22 protein-coding genes are annotated in these 18,553 nt (G+C 42.0%); 1 reads left to right on the top strand and 21 read right to left on the bottom strand.

From position 1 onward, the window contains the following. Window positions 1-50 precede the first annotated feature (50 nt). From mdh to HCH28_RS22355, 19 genes are all read right to left on the bottom strand, one after another. Window positions 51-989: a malate dehydrogenase gene (gene mdh / locus HCH28_RS22445; protein ID WP_221683168.1), complete on the bottom strand. Its 939-nt coding sequence runs from the start codon at window positions 987-989 to the stop codon at window positions 51-53. Between the two features lie 47 nt (window positions 990-1,036). Beyond that, on the bottom strand, window positions 1,037-1,429 hold the full coding sequence (locus HCH28_RS22440) for a BMC domain-containing protein (RefSeq protein ID WP_221683211.1): 393 nt from the start codon (window positions 1,427-1,429) through the stop codon (window positions 1,037-1,039). Then, window positions 1,419-1,688 carry a EutN/CcmL family microcompartment protein gene (locus HCH28_RS22435; RefSeq protein ID WP_004228986.1) on the bottom strand — a complete coding sequence of 90 codons (270 nt, stop codon included), beginning with the start codon at window positions 1,686-1,688 and terminating at the stop codon, window positions 1,419-1,421. The genes HCH28_RS22440 and HCH28_RS22435 overlap by 11 nt, the downstream gene beginning before the upstream one ends. 6 nt (window positions 1,689-1,694) lie before the next feature. Further along, the gene (gene pduL / locus HCH28_RS22430) at window positions 1,695-2,537 is read right to left on the bottom strand and encodes a phosphate propanoyltransferase (RefSeq protein WP_221683167.1); all 843 of its coding nucleotides are present in this window, start codon (window positions 2,535-2,537) and stop codon (window positions 1,695-1,697) included. 19 nt (window positions 2,538-2,556) lie between these two features. After that, window positions 2,557-2,829 (bottom strand): BMC domain-containing protein, encoded by a 273-nt coding sequence (locus HCH28_RS22425; protein ID WP_221683166.1) that lies wholly within the window; start codon window positions 2,827-2,829, stop codon window positions 2,557-2,559. 18 nt (window positions 2,830-2,847) lie between these two features. Next, a complete protein-coding gene (gene fabG, locus HCH28_RS22420) occupies window positions 2,848-3,618 on the bottom strand; it encodes a 3-oxoacyl-ACP reductase FabG (protein WP_221683165.1) in 771 nt (256 codons plus the stop codon). Between the two features lie 30 nt (window positions 3,619-3,648). Beyond that, window positions 3,649-3,939, bottom strand: coding sequence for a BMC domain-containing protein (locus HCH28_RS22415; RefSeq protein WP_048390435.1), 291 nt, complete (start codon window positions 3,937-3,939; stop codon window positions 3,649-3,651). A 15-nt stretch (window positions 3,940-3,954) separates the two neighbouring features. Continuing rightward, window positions 3,955-4,575, bottom strand: a complete 621-nt coding sequence (locus HCH28_RS22410; RefSeq protein WP_221683164.1) for a hypothetical protein — start codon at window positions 4,573-4,575, stop codon at window positions 3,955-3,957. A gap of 5 nt (window positions 4,576-4,580) precedes the next feature. Beyond that, window positions 4,581-5,195, bottom strand: a complete 615-nt coding sequence (gene pduL / locus HCH28_RS22405; RefSeq protein ID WP_221683163.1) for a phosphate propanoyltransferase — start codon at window positions 5,193-5,195, stop codon at window positions 4,581-4,583. A gap of 16 nt (window positions 5,196-5,211) precedes the next feature. After that, complete coding sequence (locus tag HCH28_RS22400; protein WP_004229005.1) at window positions 5,212-5,493, bottom strand: BMC domain-containing protein; 282 nt, start codon at window positions 5,491-5,493, stop codon at window positions 5,212-5,214. Window positions 5,494-5,507: 14 nt separating this feature from the next. Then, window positions 5,508-6,989, bottom strand: coding sequence for an aldehyde dehydrogenase family protein (locus tag HCH28_RS22395; RefSeq protein WP_221683162.1), 1,482 nt, complete (start codon window positions 6,987-6,989; stop codon window positions 5,508-5,510). Window positions 6,990-7,004: 15 nt separating this feature from the next. After that, window positions 7,005-7,295, bottom strand: coding sequence for a hypothetical protein (locus HCH28_RS22390; protein WP_221683161.1), 291 nt, complete (start codon window positions 7,293-7,295; stop codon window positions 7,005-7,007). A gap of 4 nt (window positions 7,296-7,299) precedes the next feature. Beyond that, a complete protein-coding gene (locus HCH28_RS22385; protein WP_221683160.1) occupies window positions 7,300-8,043 on the bottom strand; it encodes an HAD-IA family hydrolase in 744 nt (247 codons plus the stop codon). A 20-nt stretch (window positions 8,044-8,063) separates the two neighbouring features. After that, window positions 8,064-9,470, bottom strand: coding sequence for an ethanolamine permease (eat, locus tag HCH28_RS22380; protein ID WP_221683159.1), 1,407 nt, complete (start codon window positions 9,468-9,470; stop codon window positions 8,064-8,066). Between the two features lie 25 nt (window positions 9,471-9,495). Then, entirely contained in the window at window positions 9,496-10,515 is a 1,020-nt protein-coding gene (locus HCH28_RS22375) for a phosphotransferase enzyme family protein (RefSeq protein WP_221683158.1), read from the bottom strand. A 43-nt stretch (window positions 10,516-10,558) separates the two neighbouring features. After that, on the bottom strand, window positions 10,559-11,824 hold the full coding sequence (locus HCH28_RS22370) for a class-III pyridoxal-phosphate-dependent aminotransferase (protein WP_202341857.1): 1,266 nt from the start codon (window positions 11,822-11,824) through the stop codon (window positions 10,559-10,561). A 13-nt stretch (window positions 11,825-11,837) separates the two neighbouring features. Then, complete coding sequence (locus HCH28_RS22365; RefSeq protein WP_004229022.1) at window positions 11,838-12,629, bottom strand: DeoR/GlpR family DNA-binding transcription regulator; 792 nt, start codon at window positions 12,627-12,629, stop codon at window positions 11,838-11,840. A gap of 317 nt (window positions 12,630-12,946) precedes the next feature. Next, window positions 12,947-13,897 (bottom strand): stalk domain-containing protein, encoded by a 951-nt coding sequence (locus HCH28_RS22360; protein ID WP_221683157.1) that lies wholly within the window; start codon window positions 13,895-13,897, stop codon window positions 12,947-12,949. Window positions 13,898-14,059: 162 nt separating this feature from the next. Next, window positions 14,060-15,829, bottom strand: coding sequence for a glycerophosphoryl diester phosphodiesterase membrane domain-containing protein (locus HCH28_RS22355; protein WP_221683156.1), 1,770 nt, complete (start codon window positions 15,827-15,829; stop codon window positions 14,060-14,062). 212 nt (window positions 15,830-16,041) lie between these two features. Here HCH28_RS22355 and HCH28_RS22350 point away from each other — a divergent pair, with 212 nt between their 5' ends. Then, entirely contained in the window at window positions 16,042-16,251 is a 210-nt protein-coding gene (locus HCH28_RS22350; protein ID WP_004229027.1) for a hypothetical protein, read from the top strand. Between the two features lie 34 nt (window positions 16,252-16,285). Here the strand turns inward: HCH28_RS22350 and HCH28_RS22345 are convergent, their stop codons facing one another. Next, window positions 16,286-17,851 (bottom strand): amidohydrolase, encoded by a 1,566-nt coding sequence (locus tag HCH28_RS22345; protein ID WP_221683155.1) that lies wholly within the window; start codon window positions 17,849-17,851, stop codon window positions 16,286-16,288. Window positions 17,852-17,869: 18 nt separating this feature from the next. Then, on the bottom strand, window positions 17,870-18,421 hold the full coding sequence (locus HCH28_RS22340; RefSeq protein ID WP_004229030.1) for a biotin transporter BioY: 552 nt from the start codon (window positions 18,419-18,421) through the stop codon (window positions 17,870-17,872). Between the last annotated feature and the right edge of the window lie 132 nt (window positions 18,422-18,553).

Below are 18,553 nucleotides of genomic sequence, written 5' to 3'. Positions count from 1 at the left end.
TACGGTACCATCTAATACATGTCACTATTAGATGGTGTCATGCGCTTGCATCATTTGATATAGGCTAATGTTTGATAAACTTGGTGAACCGAATGATTAAATGCTTGCTGTTCCTCTTCGTTTAAATGCAATTCAATTACACTTTCAATACCAGCTCCCCCTAAAACAACGGGGACACCGATGCAGGCATTGTTTACTTGATATTCGCCCTGTAAATACGTAATGATGGGCAATACTTTCCGTTGATCCTTCACAATCGCTTCAATCATTTGGACAATGGCGGCGGCTGGGGCATAGTAAGCACTGCCATTGCCAAGTAGGGCGACAATTTCGCCTCCACCTTTTCGCGTTCGCTCCACTAATTGCTCAATCTGTGCTTGTGGCATTAATTTTTCTAGTGGTATTCCTCCGACATACGTATAGCGAACGAGTGGCACCATTTCATCGCCATGCCCACCCAAGACGAAGCTCGATATATCCTCGACAGCGAGCTGAAGAGCCTGTGCGATAAAGGTATTAAAGCGCGCTGTATCTAAAACACCTGATTGTCCCATGACACGATTTTTTGGAAAACCTGTAGTTTTCAGACAAACATAGGTCATGGCATCAACAGGGTTACTTAAGACGATAATATAGCTAGTTGGCGCATAACGTTTGATCTGTTCGCTTACCGTGCGGATGATTGCCGCATTTGTATGAATTAAATCCTGTCGTGTCATGCCAGGCTTTCTTGCAATACCTGCCGTGATAACCACAATATCAGCATGAGCTATTTCCTCATACTTTGAAGTAGCCGTCACCTGTACGTTAAATCTTTCTATGGGTCCAGTTTGGAGAATATCTAGTGCCTTCCCTTTCGCAGCATTTTCGAAATCTGGTAAATCGATAAGCACAATATCCCCGATCTGTTTCTGTGCGACCATTAACGCTACGGTTGCACCTGTATGTCCAGCGCCAATGATGGCGATTTTGGGTCGCCTAAAGCTCATCTGCCTCTCCCTCCTAACGACATAGATTCATTGCTAAAGATCGCCGATTACTTATCTGCCTGCTCATCCTCGACAAGTTTTGTTTGCTGAGGCTTCTGGCGAGCGCTTGTTTTTTTGGCTGCTGTCTCCGTCGCTTTTGTCGCTTGTTTTTCATCAATAATCGCTGTGAATACTTCATTGGCTGCTCGTGGAATTACATGTGCGCTTAGTAGCTTGCTCGTTCGCGTTGTTGCCGCTTTGCCAGCCTCAACCGCAGCCTGTACTGCACCCACATCTCCCTCGACAATAATGGTTACGATACCACCGTCTACTAGCTCCTGTTTCACTAATTGGACATTGGCTGCTTTTAGCATAGCGTCCGCAGCCTCAATGGAGCCAATCAAGCCATACGTTTCGATCATTCCTATCGCTTCTGTCACTGTGTTCACCTCACGATTCATCTGTGCCATCTATAATGCCAACAACAATGGCATCAATTGGACAAATACTGGTCGTAGAAAAACTTCGTACGGCAGCACTTCCCATTGTTAAAATGACATTATCCCCAACACCTGCACCTATACGATCTGCAGCAACAATTTGTTCATCACTCAGTTGACCATCCAGCTTTATTGGCTGGATAATGAGTAATTTCAATCCCTGTAGCCCTTCCTCTTTACGTGTTGCCCAGATATTTCCGACCACTGTTCCTATCCGCATGCACCCTCATCCTTTTTCGTGAAACTGAAGTTCAATTTCTAATTTTTCCACGGCCTCCTTCGCCAGTGCCGTCAACCTTGCCTCTTTGGGGACTATCACTGTCTCACCTTGATAACGGCTTACATCATTTGCCGTTATAATCTTGTGTTTAATTTCAATTGGAGGACGGACGAAGTTATTGTAAGGCTCTCCTGCCATCTTACCTGTTATAATTGAACCTGTTTCGCCCTGTTGGATGAAGCCTGCGTTTGCTTCATCTGTATCTATATGCATTTCTAATTGATAGTGATCAGCCACACGAATTTTCACTTGCTCAAAGGTAATGGGACGTCGCCCTTGCACCTTAACGGAGACATATTGACCGTTTTGAACACCTAACTGCTGTGCATCAGCAGGTGCCATATGAATATGTGCTTGTGCGATAATGACCCCTTCTTGTAAAATCAAACTTCCCCTAGGTCCTACCAGGATACAGCTAGCTGAGCCAGCAATTTCACCCGATTCACGCAAAGGTGGTTGAATTCCTAGGGCAATCGCATCAGTATGACTAATTTCAATTTGTGTGAAGGTGCGAGCTGGACCTAATACACGTACATTTTGGATGCTTCCTTTTGGTCCCACCACCTGTAGCGTTTCATGTGCTGCAAACTGGCCGGGTTGAGCTAACATTTTTTTCACACTTAACGTAGCACCTTTCCCAAATAGCTGCTCGACATGCTCTTGTTGTAAATGAATATGCCTTGCAGAGATACCTATAGGAATTTCATATGATGTAGGAGCTGCTTCTTTTTTAGGTAGTAATTCGGCTATGACATCATTAACAATTTGCATTATTGCTTGTTCATTCATATAGCCACCTCACTCATTATTACACTTTTAAAATCGCTTCCAATTCTGCATGTGGTCGTGGAATCACATGTACAGATAATAGCTCTCCAACACGTTGTGCTGCTGCGGCTCCTGCATCTGTTGCGGCTTTCACAGCCCCTACATCCCCGCGAACAAGTACCGTGACAATACCGCCACCCACATGGACTTTACCAACAATATTCACATTGGCAGCCTTGACCATTGCATCGGCTGCTTCAATAGAGCCCACTAAGCCCTTTGTTTCAATCATTCCTAATGCGCCTAAATTCATCTCGTATCCCTCCTTCTCTTAAAATGCCTCTGCATCTTCAGGCAATGTTTGGCCACCATCAATAATGATCGATTGACCCGTAATAAAGCCTGCCTCCTTACTACTTAGGAACAATGCAGCATACGCTATATCCTCCACACGACCAAGGCTACCAAAAGGAATCGCCTTCGCCATCTTTTGTAGATAGGATTCACCAAGACCATCTAAGCCTTCTGTTGCAATATTTCCTGGCAACACGGCATTGACCGTAATATTATAAGGGGCTAATTCAAGAGCCGCAGTCCGCATAAAACCTAATTGAGCTGCCTTACTTGCGGCATAATGTGTCCATCCAGCATAGCCAGTCACCGGACCCGTTATCGATGAGGTAATAATGACCCTGCCAGCATTCGCTTTCTTTAAATGGGGCACGCAAGCTTTGACAGCAAACATCGTTCCTCTGGCATTGACATTTAATACCTGATCCCAATGGTCAGTGGTCATGTCCTCTAGTTTCATGGAGGGAAAAATACCAGCATTGGCACATAAAATATCGATGGAACCAAAGGAGCTAGCAACCTCCGTAGCCATGCTTTCAACAGATTCATAGTTTTCAACATCAACAGTGGCAGCAGAAGCTGAGAATCCTTGCGCTTGTAATTGATTTGCTACTTCTGTGGCAGCTTCAATACCTCTTGCTGCAATCACCACATGAGCACCCTGTTCCGCAAATACGGTAGCAATCCCCTTCCCAATTCCTTTACTACCACCAGTAACTATGACAACCTTCCCCGTTAAATCGACCTTCAACTCGTTCCTCCACCTTTCCTTTTCTTCATTTTAAGTACTTGGCTTTTTCGCAATTTCTGTTACTAATCCATTCACCGCAATATCTGGCCTTAAAATAGTCGAAGAGGCAATCCATTGGTTGGCTGCTTTAGCTAGTTGTGTACCAATGGCTATCGCTTCCTGAATGGCCGCTGTGTCCCCTTCAATGGCAATGGTTACTAGAGCCAAATCGATGGTTTCTTGTCGAAGTATTCGAATATCCGCTGCTTTGAGCATAGCATCTGCGATTCGTATGGAAATCGCAAGTCCTCTTGTCTCCACAATACCAATCGATTTCATCATGTAACAACACTCCTGCTAATATCTTTGTATCGTCATCCCTTTTTCCTGGATCATTTCTTGTGCTAGTGCTGTAAGTTTTGTGTGGGCAGGCAGTGTCAGCTGTTGCCCCTTGTACGATTGAAGCATCTCTGCTGTCAAATAGTTTGCCACTATAGTCGAACGAATCGGTTCCTCTTGCTGCTTTAAAAATCGAATAAGCTGTGCAAATAACTGAATGTCACAGCCAAACTCCTTTAGGCGCTCTATATGATGCAACAACATTTTCATGTAAGGATTCGGTTCCTTTGCTGTGACAACAGCAGATAATTTTTCATTAGGAATTAAAATTGCTGTTCGATTGTTCACCAGCAACTCAGACAGATACAAGGCTGCCGGTGTAGTAGGCAAGCCTTGGGCACTGCTGACGATAAATGTTTGATCCACTTCGAGAAAAACAATAGCATCGTAGAATAGCTGAGTGGGACTAATGGTATCATTTGCCTGCCACTCCTCAACATGGCAATAGCTTTGTAATACGCCCACCTGTTTCTCAGAAATGGTCGTATGAGAATGGACAAGCAAAAGTCTTTTATGCTTTTTTTCCATCATCGATGTGACTACTTCTTCGATGATTCTCTGTAATTCTTTTATATCCATACCTGTCACTCCATTTTGATAAGCTTGCCAATTGAATACTGTTGAAGAGCGGCTGCATTCGCCTCATCTGTATCTACATGCATCTCAAGAACGAATGCTGGTGAAACGCGTATGACCACATTCATTAATCGTAGTTGACGTACATCCCCACAGATTTCCACCGTCACGATTTCCTTATCTTGGACATTGAAGGCAATAGCATCGGATATATCCATGTGTATATGTGCTTGTGCAATAATCAATCCTTGCTTTTTATGGAGAGTTCCATGAGGCCCAATCAATGTAATCGATTCAGATTTTTCTAAGTCGCCTGACATACGAATCGGTGGTGTTACGCCAAGCTTGATGGCATCCGTTTGACTGATTTCGATTTGGGTTGCAGTGCGAAATGGGCCTAAAACCCGAACCTTGTCAATTTGACCTTTGGGTCCCTTTAGCGTTAGGACATGCTGTGATGCAAATTGACCTGGCTGGGAAAGATCCTTCCAGCTCTGTAACGCTGCCTCTCTACCAAATAAATAATAGAAATCCTCCTCATTAACATGACAATGACGGGCAGAAATCGCAATCGGGATACTTTGATTCGTAACAACAGCAGCATGTACTTGCTTGTTTTTCATCACACTCCCTCACTTTTCACTTAGGTAAAATTGCGTATAATTCCGAATGAGGGCGTGGAATAACATGTACCGATAATAGCTCACCTACTCGACGTGCGGCCTCAGAGCCTGCATCCGTCGCTGCCTTGACTGCCCCGACATCACCTGTCACCAGCACCGTCACAATACCGCCACCAACATGTACTTTCCCTACAATATTGACGTTTGCTGCCTTTACCATGGCATCTGCCGCCTCAATTGATCCGATTAAGCCTCTTGTTTCAATCATGCCTAAAGCTCCATTTATCTCTACGCTCATTTCCTTTTCCTCCTCTAATTACTTAGCTTTGTGAGTACTTCCTCTACAATCTTTTCAATGGTTAGCCTGTCAATAGATACCCCTTCAATTGCTTGCATCGGTAGAGGCTGTATATTTTGTGGATGCCGTGGGGGAGGAATCGTTAGTGCCTTCACACCATAGGCCACTCTTTTTTTATTTAATAAATGATGTGCAGAAATATTATCACTCGTAATATTTCCCCCGTAGGCCCCACAGCCCAATGTAAAGGAAGGCGTTAAACTTGTCGTACCGCCTGCTGCCCCAACAGATGCTAAAGTATTGACTACTATTCTGGACACGGGCATTTGAGCGGCAAACTGCTTAACAAAATGTTCGTCCTGTGCATGAATAGCCAAGCTATGTCCTCTTCCTCCAACGTCAAGCAAGCGACGGCAAATCTTTACGGCTTCTTCCTGCGAGCGAGCCGTATAAAGACCTAAGATAGGAGAAAGCTTTTCCATGGAAAATGGATACTCCTTCCCAATCTCCTGTTCCTCCGCCACTAATACACGTGTATGTCGAGGGACATCAATATTGGCCATTTGGGCAATTACGGTTGCTGGCTTCCCAACAATTTGGCTATTTAATGTACGAGCTACTGGTGAAATTACCTTTGCTAATTTTTCCTTGTCCTGCCCGCTAAGAAGGATGGCCCCATTTTCTGCTAAAGCAGCCATCACCTGCGCTTTTACCTCCTGATGCACGACAATAGCTTGCTCTGTGGCACAGATAGTACTATTATCAAAAGATTTACTATCGATAATTTGTTTCATTGCCTCGTTCACATTTGCTGTGCGATCAATATAGACAGGAACATTCCCAGGGCCAACACCATAGGCTGGTTTCCCTGAGCTGTAGGCAGCTTTGACAAGCCCTGCTCCACCAGTTGCTAAAATGAGCTGTACATCACGATGATGCATAAGTTCCTCTGTTCCTTTTAATGTTGGATGGCTAATCCATTGAATAAGTCCCTCTGGTGCTCCTGCCTGAACGGCTGCCTGCTGACAAATTTTCAATGCCTCAATGGTGCAGTTGACTGCTGTTGGATGAGGACTAAAGACAATGGCATTTTGCGCCTTTAAGGCAATTAGCGTTTTAAAAATGGCTGTAGCAGTCGGGTTTGTGACAGGTGTAACTGCCGCAATAACACCGAATGGATAAGCAATTTCCACCTGCCTTGCTACCCTATCCTCGTGTATAATGCCTATTGTCTTTTCATGCCGAATGGCTTCATAGACACCTTGAGAAGCCAGTTCATTTTTTATTTTTTTATGTTCAATAATGCCCATCTTTGTTTCCGTAACAGCTAATACGGCTAGATTTTCTGCCTGTTTATACGCAGCTTGGGCAATGACCTCGACAATTCGATCGACCTGCTCTTGCGTAAAGCTGGCATACATTTTTTGCGCAATCGAAGCGGCTGCTATACCGTCTCTTGCCTCTTGTATCGAAACCAAATCTTGATCGCTCACCATATGACGAACCTCCCGTCATGTAAATTTTTTTAGGGCAATTAAGTCGCTCGAATTAGCTACAGAGACAGTGCCTGATGATTGCTGGTGCAGACTTTGCCAATGCTGTAATTCATGCGTAGATAATGCTTCATAGGAAGGGACAGTTGATTGCTGCATCTGATGGTGATTTTCTTTTATTAATCGAAATGATTGCCATTCCTGTAATTCTTCATTTGTTAATATTTTAGAAGCTAGTTCAGGCTGAGAGCCTTGCGATAGTTTTTCCAATACCAATTCAGTAATCTTGGCAATTAGCTGATTGTCCATATGCTCACTCCTTTTCGATTAGCATGGTGAGAACAGATTCGTCATACGCTTCAATGATTGTGGTTGCATCAGGTAAATAATCCTTTGGGTATGTGGCTACAGGAATAATGCCAATTGAAAAACACATGCCAGCATTTTTAGCAAAGAGCATATCTGCATTCGAATCGCCAATCATCACAGCTTTCTCAAGTGGTACTTGAAATTGTTCCTTTGCCACATATGCTAAGTCTGGGAAGGGCTTACTGGATGTAGCTTGGTCACTGCCTAGAACGAATTCAAACAAAGCTAATAACTCTAGCTGTTGTAAATGTGATTTGGCTCGTGCCGTTTGATCAGCTGTAATCACTCCTAATTTCATCCCTTGATTTTTTAAGGTTATTAAAAGATTACGAATACCAGGTAATGCCTGTACCTCGCTATTTTCCTGCTGTGATGTGGCTAAGTTGGAAGCTGCTCTCGCCAGTGTTACCCCTTTGCTCCATGGGATTCCCTGCTGATAGAGTAAAAATGCCACGATCGTCTCAGCTTCTTGTATACTTCCAATGGCTAGAGGACTCGTTGGGTCAATCGTTGCTCCATTGTCGTTAACCCCTATGTTTCTTAAAAAGGTTTGTAAGGAAAAACAGATTTTTAAGTCTGAATTTTCAGTTAAATTGACATATAAATTTTTTGCCCAGGCAATCCATAAAGAATCCATTTCAATGATTGTTCCATCCTTATCAAAAATGACCCATTCCACTTTTGTCATAGGAAAACCCATCCCTTTATTTATTCTCGTATAGCCTCTATTGGCGATACTGGTGCTTGCACCTCTACCTGCACCTTAGCGTCCTTCGCAAAGCGTTCCTCTGGTGCATCCTCATTAATATGGTGTCTTGCCCACACCCAATAATAGACCGTTGCCACAGCAAAAACAGCCAAACAAACGATGAAAAAAGTCAAATTCGCAAAGAAGCTCGCAAAGATAGCAATGACGGCTAGCACAAGTGAGACAATAGGCGTAAAGGGATACAGTGGTGTCTTAAAGGTACGCACTAAATGAGGTTCTTTTTTACGCAAAATCAGCACCGATAAATTCATCGTAATATACGATACTAATGCCCCAAATGTAGAAATTAAAATTAAATCATCTGGATTAAATAAAATGACTAACACTAACCCGATAAAGCCTGGCAAAATAATGGCCATATATGGTGTCTGACGCTTTTTATGCATCTTCGATAACATGCTTGGCAAATAGCCTGCACGTGATAAAGCATAGACCTGACGAGAGTAGGCCAAAATCACACCTGAAAAGCTTGCAATTAGTCCTACTAAGCCTACAGATGCTAAAATCTGCGCCAACCAATACGTATTTCCAAACACAGCGGCAATCGCTGCTGGCAATGGATCTTCAGCAACCGTCATAACATCGATGCCAGCTAGCCCAATGGCAACAGTTGTTGTCAAAATGGATAAAATCAGCAAGGTCACCATACCTGAAATTAACCCCTTTGGCATGTCCTTCTGTACATCTCTCGTCTCCTCCGATAACATAGGCAACATCTCGATTGCTAGGAATAGCCACATCGCATAGGGCAATGCTGACCAGATACCTTTAAATCCACCTGGTATAAGATCACCACTCTCAGGGAATAAATGCCCTACATTAATTTGCGGCAATCCAACGAAATACATTAATACTAATAACCCTAACGCGATAAAGACAAGCACCATTTCAATTGTGGCATATTCCTTAATGCCAATAATGTGAACACCCATGAACAGAGCATACATAAAGGCAGCTGCCACAACTGTCGGTACGGCTGGAAATAAAAAGCTAATATAACCCCCAATACCAATCGCAATAATTGGTGCGGCAATGACATATTGCAGCACGACACCAACCCCTGTAATAAAACCGATATAACGACCCATCGCCCGTCGAGCAAAGGAGTAAGGGCCTCCTGCATAAGGTAACATCGTCGATAATTCAGAAATACCTAAGGTCATCGTTAAATACATAATCGCCATAAATAATGTGGCAATGAGCATTCCTAAAAAACCAGATTGACTTAAACCAAAATTCCAGCCAAAGTAGTTACCAGAAATCACAATGCCGACGCCAATTGTCCATAAATGGATGGGTGTAAGGGCTTTCTTTAATACGATGATTTCATCCTTTTTCGAAGACATGTTATTCGCCACCTTTTATCGTTATTTAGTTGTTACAGTCTTGATACTTTTCTACATAGGCTTTCACTAAATCATCACTCTGAAGCGTGTAATTTTCACCAAGTAAGCGCGTTGTCTCATTATCTCGACTTCCAATCCACGAAATAAGCTGTAGTCTTCTCATTAATATAAAAGTTGGGATCATCTCTTTTTCTTCGTCTGTTAATAATCGAATTTTGCAGTAGCCCTTAACCCATGAAGCGATCAACTCATCAAGATACGGCATATGCTCAATAAAGCTCACCGATGTGGCTAAATCATATAAAAACCACCCAAAACCACAATCATCAAAATCAATCACTTTAATTTCATCCCCATAGATGAGTAAATTAGCTAAGCGTAGATCCGCATGGATAAGGCCAAATCTTGTTTTATCTTTCCCAAATGCCTCAAGCTTCTTTTGAATGATATGTGATGCTTCCTCATATAAAGCGATTCGTGCAGGGGTCATTCCAAGTCCATCCTGCCATCTCGCCCATTTCGGAGATTGACCTAGAATCGTATCATAATCCCATGTCATGCGCTGAAAGGCTTGGTAATAATCATGCTGCTCGATTGTATGTTTATGGAACATGGCTGTTATTTCGCCTAATGTTTCAAATTGCTGAATTAAATCATCTTCATTATTCTCATCAGGAGCAGTGCCCTCCAAAAATGTAAATAATGTGCTATAATATATCGTGTCATTATACGAATGAGCATGTACGTAGTCACCGTCATCTGCTCGCATCGGTAATGATACATCAATAGGAGATTGCTCATGGAGCGAGTTTAACCAGGCAATCTCCGCTTCGATTTCCTCTTTTCTATGGTAATTTGGTCGGCTGATCCTCAGAATATATTTTTTGCCCTGCCCATCTTCTACGAGATACGTTGCATTTTCGGAATAATCAATCATTTTACAAGATGCTTCTAGTAAACAACTAAACTCCTTTAATGCATCATTTGCTGCTTGATGAAAGTTGGAAAGGACCAATTCTAAATCTATGAAATCCATTTGACCCATCTAGAAAACCCCCTGTTTACTAAATTGACAAGCTTTCTTTCCTTTAATAGCGTGCAAATTTTACAAGCTGCGCTGCTTCTTTAATGCCCGCCTCACATTTTTCAAGCAATTCATCACAGTACGCTTTATCACATAATAGCCCTGGCTTAAATTGCAACACACGTGTATCCAGCATTGAATAAATAGCCCATACCCCATGTTTGTACAAGGAGCTCATCACATATTTAGCCCCTTCAGGATGATTAAACTCTAGGCCCATAACAACGCCAAGCTGACGAATGCCCACAAAGAAATCTGGATATTGTTGTTGAATACGCTCTAAGCCACTTCGTAGATAACGAGCAACATATTCTACATTCTTTACTACTTCAGGACGTTGGGAGATTTCTAATACTTTCATCGCCACTACACAACCTAGTTCTGCTCCACCAAATGTAGAAATATGGGCTAGTCCATCTTCTTCCATCCAGCCGCCTGCTCGTTCATTGACCACTGTAGCTGCAATTGGATAAATACCGCCACTTAGACCCTTTGCTGTCACCAGAATATCTGGTTTCACACCATAGTGCTCAATACCCCACAGTTTACCTGTTCTCATTAAGCCTGTTTGCACCTCATCTGCAATATATAATGTCCCGTATCGTTCACAAAGTGATTTGACATCAGCCAAGTAATTAGCAGTGGGCAAGGGGAACCCATATGTCGCAGGGATGGTCTCGATAATTACGCTAGCTACATCCCCTCTAGCAAGCTCACGTTCCATTGCCGCAAGATCATTGAATGGCACGTGCACAAATTCATGTGGACTGCCCTCACTTAAAAACGGTTTTGAATAGCGTTCATTGCCAAGCGAAACTGCAAGACCTGTGTGCCCATGATATCCATTTTTAATGGAAATCGTTTTCTTACGTTTTGTAGCATAACGCGCACACTTTAGGGCAACATCAATTGCTTCACTTCCACCACTAGAGAAAATAGAATATGTTAAGCCTTCTGGTGTGCAGGCTGCTAATTTTTCAGCTAACTGTGCACGTGCAGTAGATGGAAAATGATGATTGCCAATATCAAAATAATTGGTTCCTTCCACTAATGCAGCAATGACTTCTGGATTACGATGGCCAAGGTTATACGTTCCGCCATTGAGATGCGCATTCATTAATTTTTTGCCATCCACATCGTAAAAATAATAGCCCTCTCGTTTCCCGATAACGACATCGACACCATCGATTTGCCACTGTTTCGTTTTTCCTGGATTCCACCAGTCAATTGATTTTTGTAAGGTTGCCTGTTTATTTGCAAAATAGTCCATAGTTTCCACCTTCCTATACATTGACGTCATCCAACATTTCACCTGCAATGAATAACTCCACTTTTTTCTGCTGTAATCGTTCCTGCCATTGTGTGGAGCTCTTTTGATCTGTAATCACCATCGAAACGTCCTCTAAATGACAAATATGCGCAAATGTAGAGACACCAAATTTCGTATGGTCCGCTAAAATAATCGTATTTTCTGCCCGCTCTATTAATTTCTTTGAAATCGCTGCGCCCGTAATATCATAGTCGGTAATACCATCAGCTAACGAAATCCCACCTGCAGCAACAAAAGCTTTATTTGCCTTTAGTTGATTAAAAAATAAATCAGCTAATGGACCTCCCATAAATTTTTGTCGATGTTCATATTCTCCTCCCGCAAAGAGCACCTTCCCTTGAAAGCATTCTGCGGCTAATGATAAAACTGGGAGTGAATTGGTGACGACAATGACGTTGGGCTTATCACCTAAATAACGAACGATTTCATAGGCTGTTGTACCATGACCGATAAAAATAACATCACCGTCTTCCACAATACTTGCAGCAGCCTTACAAATCCTTCTCTTCTCTATATTGTTAAGTGACGTTTTCTGTTCAAAGGTCCTCTCATACTTTTCCTTTGCCTTCACAGCCCCCCCATAGACTTTGTGTAGAAGCCCTTCTTTCTCCAATCGATCCATATCTCTACGTATAGTCTCGCCTGAAACATTTAATAGCTGCTCTGCATCACTTACCTTTACTTTTCCTTCTAAATCTAAAATATCTAAAATCACTTTTTTACGTTCCTCAAACGAAAGAGACATACATCATCACTCCAAACACAAAGTTAAATCCAACAAAATCCACAAATCCAACACTTTATTTCTGTATTTATGTGGATTTGTTTTGAATTTTAAATAATAGTTCGATAATTGTCAATACTCAGGATTTTATTTTACGTATGATTTTTTCTCTCTAAAGCCACTTATTTCTCATAAGTGTAAAATGAATACTCCACAAAAAACCAATTTCAGTTGTCTCATAATGCTCTCTAAACCTTTTTCAAAATATTTTTCTACAACTATTTTTTCTCATAAAAAATCCCCCTTCATGGTAGAAACCATAAAGGGGGATGACGAGATTATTTTGTTAATTCTTCAACAAATTCAACAGGTACATATGTTTTGCCGGATTCTAATAAAGCAGGGGCTACTTTAAATTGGCGAAGCGCTTTATTATAACCATATTCTTTTTGACCTCGCGTAATTGTATACGAAAGGGCTCCTTTTGAAACAATGGCACCTTTTGGCGTTACTTCCACCTTAAAGCCTAGCTTTTCAGCGATTAAGCGTAGCGGCACCATTTTAGTCCCATCTACTTCGTAAAAGTCTTTATTGATAATTTCTTGAACCGCTGAATCAACTGGAGCTGGTTCTGGTGTTGGAACTGGATCCACTTCAACAGGTTCTTCCTTCTCAATCGTATCTAATACGATCACTTTTGATGGCGGTGTTTGAGCAGGGATGCTCATTGTTGCGATTGTGTAGAACACCACTAAATGCTGCTCTTTTAAATCGTCCACTTTCACATCTTTACCAGTAGCACTTGCTAGCTTCGTGTCTTCCCCAACATTTAACTTAAGGTTATTTTCAGTATCCACTAAATCTTTATTGAAGAAATCCACTTCCACGCTACCCATTTCTTCTGTTTCTACAATGATTACTTCTGGGTTGTATTGTGGTGGATAAATCGCAAGCATCGGCTTCTTGGCATAAGAGTAAGCTGAGACCTTATTTCCTTTTTGAAGCTTGGCTTCTTTTCCCATATTGTCGAAAACTAATGAGTCTTTATTGGCAATCACAATATTTGTATTGTCACCATCCACCACTGTATAGTATGTGGCATTTTCACGTACTTCTACGTTTTCAACAGTACCTGTCACTTTAATAAAAATAGGCTGCACTTGTTGCACTGAAGTTTCTGCGTTAATCACAGTAGGTTCCCCTTCGTTCGCTGATGCAGTTGGAGCTCCAATCGCGCCCCCTAATAATAATGCTGACATAGCAAATGGTACGACCTTCGTCATTTTCATACAAAAAGCATCTCCTTCATTTTCCCGAATTCAATAAAGTAGTCGTATACACAAGAAAAAGGTTACAAACTGTCTCCATTTTTATGGCTAGAGCTTTGCTTTCGCGGGTATCTACCTTCTCTCCGCGGATATTCGCTTCTTCGCGATTTTATTCTACCCCCATCAAAAGATAAATCTCAGCCGATTCAGGATGCGTTGTAAGAAATATTGGTTTTCGCTTTGCTGAGTTCTTAGCTCGCGGGCGACGTCAGGATGGTCGGTGATGACGCCGCTGACATTTTTTTCGATGAAGGTTTGCAGGGAGCGATCGTCATTGAGTGTCCAAACAAATAAATCGGTCGGATGTTGCTTCAATTCTTCGATAAGCTGCTCCGTTACCCAGGATTCCTCCAGTGCGATAAAATCAACATTTTCCTCCATTGGTCCAATATTGAGTGCATAAACAATACCGACACGCAAATTCGGCACCAATTTTTTTAATTGCGTCATTTTTTGTCCATCGGCGGATTGCACATAGTAGGAATCTAGCACCTTGTATTTTCGTAGCTTCTCTACTAATTTAGGTAAAACATCTTCCGTTTCCTGACCATGCACCTTTAATTCGATTAGTAGCGCCACATCTAACGCTTTGGCAATTTCAATACAATCATCTAATGAAGCAATTTTATCGCTAAAGCCATTTTGATGAATGGTTAACGTTTTTAGTTCGCTCAGGGTCATATTCGCAATGACACCATTTTTACCTGCTAACCTTCGTAATGTTCGATCATGGAAGACAACGAATTCCCCATCCACAGTTTGTTGAATGTCGATTTCAATTAAATCTGCCCCCGCATTGGCTGCACTCACCAATCCACTAATTGTATTTTCTACATTACCTGCTACATAGCCGCGGTGGGCAATAATTTTGGTATCTGGTGCATAGACACTTTTCTCTAAGGAATTGATATTCATCATACTTAATACGAGAAACACAATGCCACTGATCAACAGCAATGGCTTATAGCGCCGCTTCCGATGTGTAGTAGCGCTGATTTTACCCATCACTGGCGTATTATACGTGATGGCGACCATAACTTGTGAAAACATCGCCTGTAATAAACTAAATAGCACCACAAAGACCATTTCTAAAAAGGCTAGTGTCAGCCCAGCCGTAATCAAGGCTGCACTTGGCATTAAACGTTCAATTAAATAGAGTGGAAACGTAGCGACCACTGTTATACCAAGCATCATCAACAGATGACCTGTTAAAAGCATAGCTAGTAGCACGACTAGTTCAAATAATCCACGCTTGGAAAATCGCCAGCTTTGCTTAAAAGAACGCAAAATTGAGATGTTCGGCTGGATTGTAAAGATAGGTAACGTTAAGATACTTCGAATGCCTATCATCACAATGATGCTTGCCACCACAGCATATGCTAGCCTACCCGCTCGACTACTCATGATTTCTTCAGTTAGAAAAGGTGGTAGGGAGATGGATTGAGTCAATGTAAGGGGTAGCATAAAGGAAGCTAGTGGCATTAATAGCGCTAGATAGACGATGAGAAATAAAACTTGCACACTAAAAAAATAAACAACCTTGCGATTTAATTGTTGCCATAAAGGAAGAAATCGGTAGCGAAGTCCTCGTTGCTGATGAAAGGCCATGAGAAATAGAAAGCCCATCTCATAATATACAAATAATAAAAACAGCAAAATTAATAGACAAATCATTATCATCACAAAGGGATGCGTCACAAAGCTTTGCCAATTTTGCTCAGTAATATGTGTAAACCCAGTTACTCGTAGCATGAGCTTCAAGACGATAGAGGTTACAGGGATCATTAATAAAAACTGAAAGATTCTAATTAATGCGAAAACCTGTACATAATCGAATCGATAAACATAAATATTATGGACAGCCTGTCGCATTACTTGTCCTGCCTTGTGCACATACTCACCCCTATCATGCTGTTAAAATCGCTCACTACTAACGTATGTTTTGACTGCTATGGCCCATTCCTCAAAGCCAATAAAATAGCACTCCTCTACACCAAAGTAGGCGTCAATTTTTGTATTAATCGTGACATTCACCATTTTTTTGAAACTTTTTAGCATGTCACCCTGTATATAACTAGATACCCACTACAGAAAGGAGCGCAAACATGAAATTCAACCTTGGTGATATCATTAGTACAACCGTTCTTTTATGTATGTTTCTAGCAATCTTTTTCGTGATGATCCATATGATCAAAAAAATGAAATCCACTGCCCCTGTGTCTCCTCCACCAACCATGCAACAGCAAGTAGAGGACTTATCAAAACGTGTGTCGACCTTAGAACAACAAGTAAAACAACTAGCTGACAAACAATAGTCCCATAAAAAAATCGCTGTGAAGGATAACCTTCTCAGCGATTTTCATATACTATCTGACCATTCACAACCGTGCATGCGACTTGAATGTGTGGAAGCTGCTCCATCTCTACTGTAAAAACGTCCTCTTGTAAAATCGTAAAGTCTGCTGCAAAGCCTTCTGCAATTTTGCCACGCATAAATTGCTGTCCAATTATTTCAGCCGCCCCTACTGTGTACAAACGGACTGCCTCAAATCGGGAAATTTTCTCATGAGGGTTATAGCCATCATGTGTCTCCCCAAAATTTCTTCTAGTGACAGCCGCATATATACCATACAACGGGTTTGGCACTTCAATCGGAGCATCACTGCCGCCTGCGACAATCAGCCCTGTGTCAAGAAGCGACTTTAAAGGATGTAAGCCCTGTGCGCGCTCCTCCCCAAGTCTCGATAGCTCTGCTTGGTATTCTCCCTGTACAAACTGCGGCTGCATATCCACTGCCACTGGTAATGCAGCTAGCTTGGCTAATAGTTCCTCATCGACTAAGCTACAGTGAATCACGCGATCAAGCTGACCTTCCTGAGGAGGATATGCCGCAAAAACGTCTAAAATCGTGTCTATTGCTAAATCGCCAATGGCATGCACGGCAACGGTTTGTCCATATTGACGTGCCAGCTGAACATAGCTTGTTAATTGCTCAGTTGTATGAATAAGCATCCCTGCATTGTACGAATCATCACAGTAAGGCTGACGTAGTGCAGCCGTACGACCTCCAAAGGCTCCATCAATAAAAATTTTCATCGCACCAAACTCCAAAAATGGTGAGGAAGCTAAATCCATCTTCGCAACCTCTTCAAAGACTGTATGATGCTGTAATAAATGCACCTTAAAGGATTGCTGTGCCTCTACTATTTTGCGATAAGCCTGAATCGGCTGGCCTGGCGGTCCATAATAGCTTAAATCCTCTGAATGTCCCCCTACTAAACCATAGGATTGCAATGAGGTCACCGCCTTTATCAGTGCATCCTCAATATACGCAGGTGTAATATGTGGCATCTGGTTAACAATTAAATACAATGCTGCATCCTTTAGTATCCCTGTGAGCTGACCATCTACTTTGTCAATGACACCCCCCTCTGGCGAAGGAGTCTTATTTGTAATTCCTGCAAAAGCGAGTGCCTTGGAATTGGCTAGGATCAAATGATGACAGCTCCGTTTAATGATTAAATGAGCATCTCCAAGGGCATCTAGCTCCGCTAAGGTCGGGAAAATGGGCTCTTCAAATTGGTTTTCGTTTAGTCCAATCGCAATGACCCATTCATGTGCTGACGCCTCAGCCATTTGCTCCTGAAGTTTCACAAGCAACGCCTCTTTACTCGTAACTGCCGATACATCAAGATGCTTGAGTTTTTCTCCGTAGCCAATAATATGTAAATGGCTGTCGACAAAGCCTGGATACATGATATTGCCCTCTAAATGTTGGATAGAAGCAGCTAGTGGCGACAAGCTCTCCACTGAGCCTGTCGCCACAATTTTTCCATCTTCAACAAGGACTGCATCCACTGTTTCACCAACCTGAGCCATCGTGTAAATCTTACCACCTGTCCATAATGTTGCCAAAACAATTCCTCCCATGTCCTATGCTATTGCTTCAATTAAGTGCGCTCTTTCTAAGCGACGACGAACAATTACACCAATCCATGCTGCAAGTACCGCTTTGACAATACCTACCACGATAAATGGTGCAACACCACCCATAAAGGCAGCTGTCCATGTATAATCTGCTACAATTTTTAACCACACTGTCCCAAACGCTAATGTAACAATCATCCCAATGATATTCGCAATAATAGCTTGAGTAAATGTAATACCAAATTTATCTAAGTATAAGCCCATAATAATAGCTGTGGCAAGGAAGCCTACAATATATCCACCTGTTGGACCAACTAAAATCCCAAGTCCACCTGACATACCGCTAAATACAGGTAAACCTGCTGCCCCTAGTAAAATATATAATAGAACAGATAACGTGCCTAATCTTGTCCCTAAAATCGTCACGATGATGCCAACTGCTAACGTTTGACCTGTAATCGGGATAAGTGGTAGTGGGATTGTTACCTGTGCTAAAACTGCGATTATTGCTGCCCCAAATGCTGCTAACACATATTGATATGTACTTCCTTTTTTCAATGTAAAAAGCCTCCCCTTGTGCGTTAACTAATAATAAAAATAAGTTAACACAAAGATAAAGCAAATGAAAACCATTGTCAATCTATTTTAGAATAAAAAAAGAAATTGCTAGATTAGCCTAGCAATTTCCTG

The organism is Lysinibacillus sp. K60 (assembly GCF_019731275.1).
Taxonomy (GTDB): domain Bacteria; phylum Bacillota; class Bacilli; order Bacillales_A; family Planococcaceae; genus Lysinibacillus; species Lysinibacillus capsici.
Note: the sequence above shows the minus strand (reverse complement) of the source record. Positions and strands in the feature narration are given on the sequence as shown.

What these genes read in the sequence shown, in the direction of transcription:
- pduL (WP_221683163.1), bottom strand. Translation starts at nt 5,195, where the DNA reads ATGAAAAACAAGCAAGTACATGCTGCTGTTGTTACGAATCAAAGTATC.
- HCH28_RS22435 (WP_004228986.1), bottom strand. Translation starts at nt 1,688, where the DNA reads ATGCGGATAGGAACAGTGGTCGGAAATATCTGGGCAACACGTAAAGAG.
- HCH28_RS22400 (WP_004229005.1), bottom strand. Translation starts at nt 5,493, where the DNA reads ATGAGCGTAGAGATAAATGGAGCTTTAGGCATGATTGAAACAAGAGGC.
- HCH28_RS22395 (WP_221683162.1), bottom strand. Translation starts at nt 6,989, where the DNA reads ATGGTGAGCGATCAAGATTTGGTTTCGATACAAGAGGCAAGAGACGGT.
- HCH28_RS22390 (WP_221683161.1), bottom strand. Translation starts at nt 7,295, where the DNA reads ATGGACAATCAGCTAATTGCCAAGATTACTGAATTGGTATTGGAAAAA.
- HCH28_RS22365 (WP_004229022.1), bottom strand. Translation starts at nt 12,629, where the DNA reads ATGTCTCTTTCGTTTGAGGAACGTAAAAAAGTGATTTTAGATATTTTA.
- mdh (WP_221683168.1), bottom strand. Translation starts at nt 989, where the DNA reads ATGAGCTTTAGGCGACCCAAAATCGCCATCATTGGCGCTGGACATACA.
- HCH28_RS22370 (WP_202341857.1), bottom strand. Translation starts at nt 11,824, where the DNA reads ATGGACTATTTTGCAAATAAACAGGCAACCTTACAAAAATCAATTGAC.
- HCH28_RS22410 (WP_221683164.1), bottom strand. Translation starts at nt 4,575, where the DNA reads ATGGATATAAAAGAATTACAGAGAATCATCGAAGAAGTAGTCACATCG.
- HCH28_RS22375 (WP_221683158.1), bottom strand. Translation starts at nt 10,515, where the DNA reads ATGGGTCAAATGGATTTCATAGATTTAGAATTGGTCCTTTCCAACTTT.
- HCH28_RS22360 (WP_221683157.1), bottom strand. Translation starts at nt 13,897, where the DNA reads ATGAAAATGACGAAGGTCGTACCATTTGCTATGTCAGCATTATTATTA.
- HCH28_RS22440 (WP_221683211.1), bottom strand. Translation starts at nt 1,429, where the DNA reads ATGAATCGTGAGGTGAACACAGTGACAGAAGCGATAGGAATGATCGAA.
- HCH28_RS22415 (WP_048390435.1), bottom strand. Translation starts at nt 3,939, where the DNA reads ATGATGAAATCGATTGGTATTGTGGAGACAAGAGGACTTGCGATTTCC.
- eat (WP_221683159.1), bottom strand. Translation starts at nt 9,470, where the DNA reads ATGTCTTCGAAAAAGGATGAAATCATCGTATTAAAGAAAGCCCTTACA.
- HCH28_RS22425 (WP_221683166.1), bottom strand. Translation starts at nt 2,829, where the DNA reads ATGAATTTAGGCGCATTAGGAATGATTGAAACAAAGGGCTTAGTGGGC.
- HCH28_RS22385 (WP_221683160.1), bottom strand. Translation starts at nt 8,043, where the DNA reads ATGACAAAAGTGGAATGGGTCATTTTTGATAAGGATGGAACAATCATT.
- HCH28_RS22350 (WP_004229027.1), top strand. Translation starts at nt 16,042, where the DNA reads ATGAAATTCAACCTTGGTGATATCATTAGTACAACCGTTCTTTTATGT.
- pduL (WP_221683167.1), bottom strand. Translation starts at nt 2,537, where the DNA reads ATGAATGAACAAGCAATAATGCAAATTGTTAATGATGTCATAGCCGAA.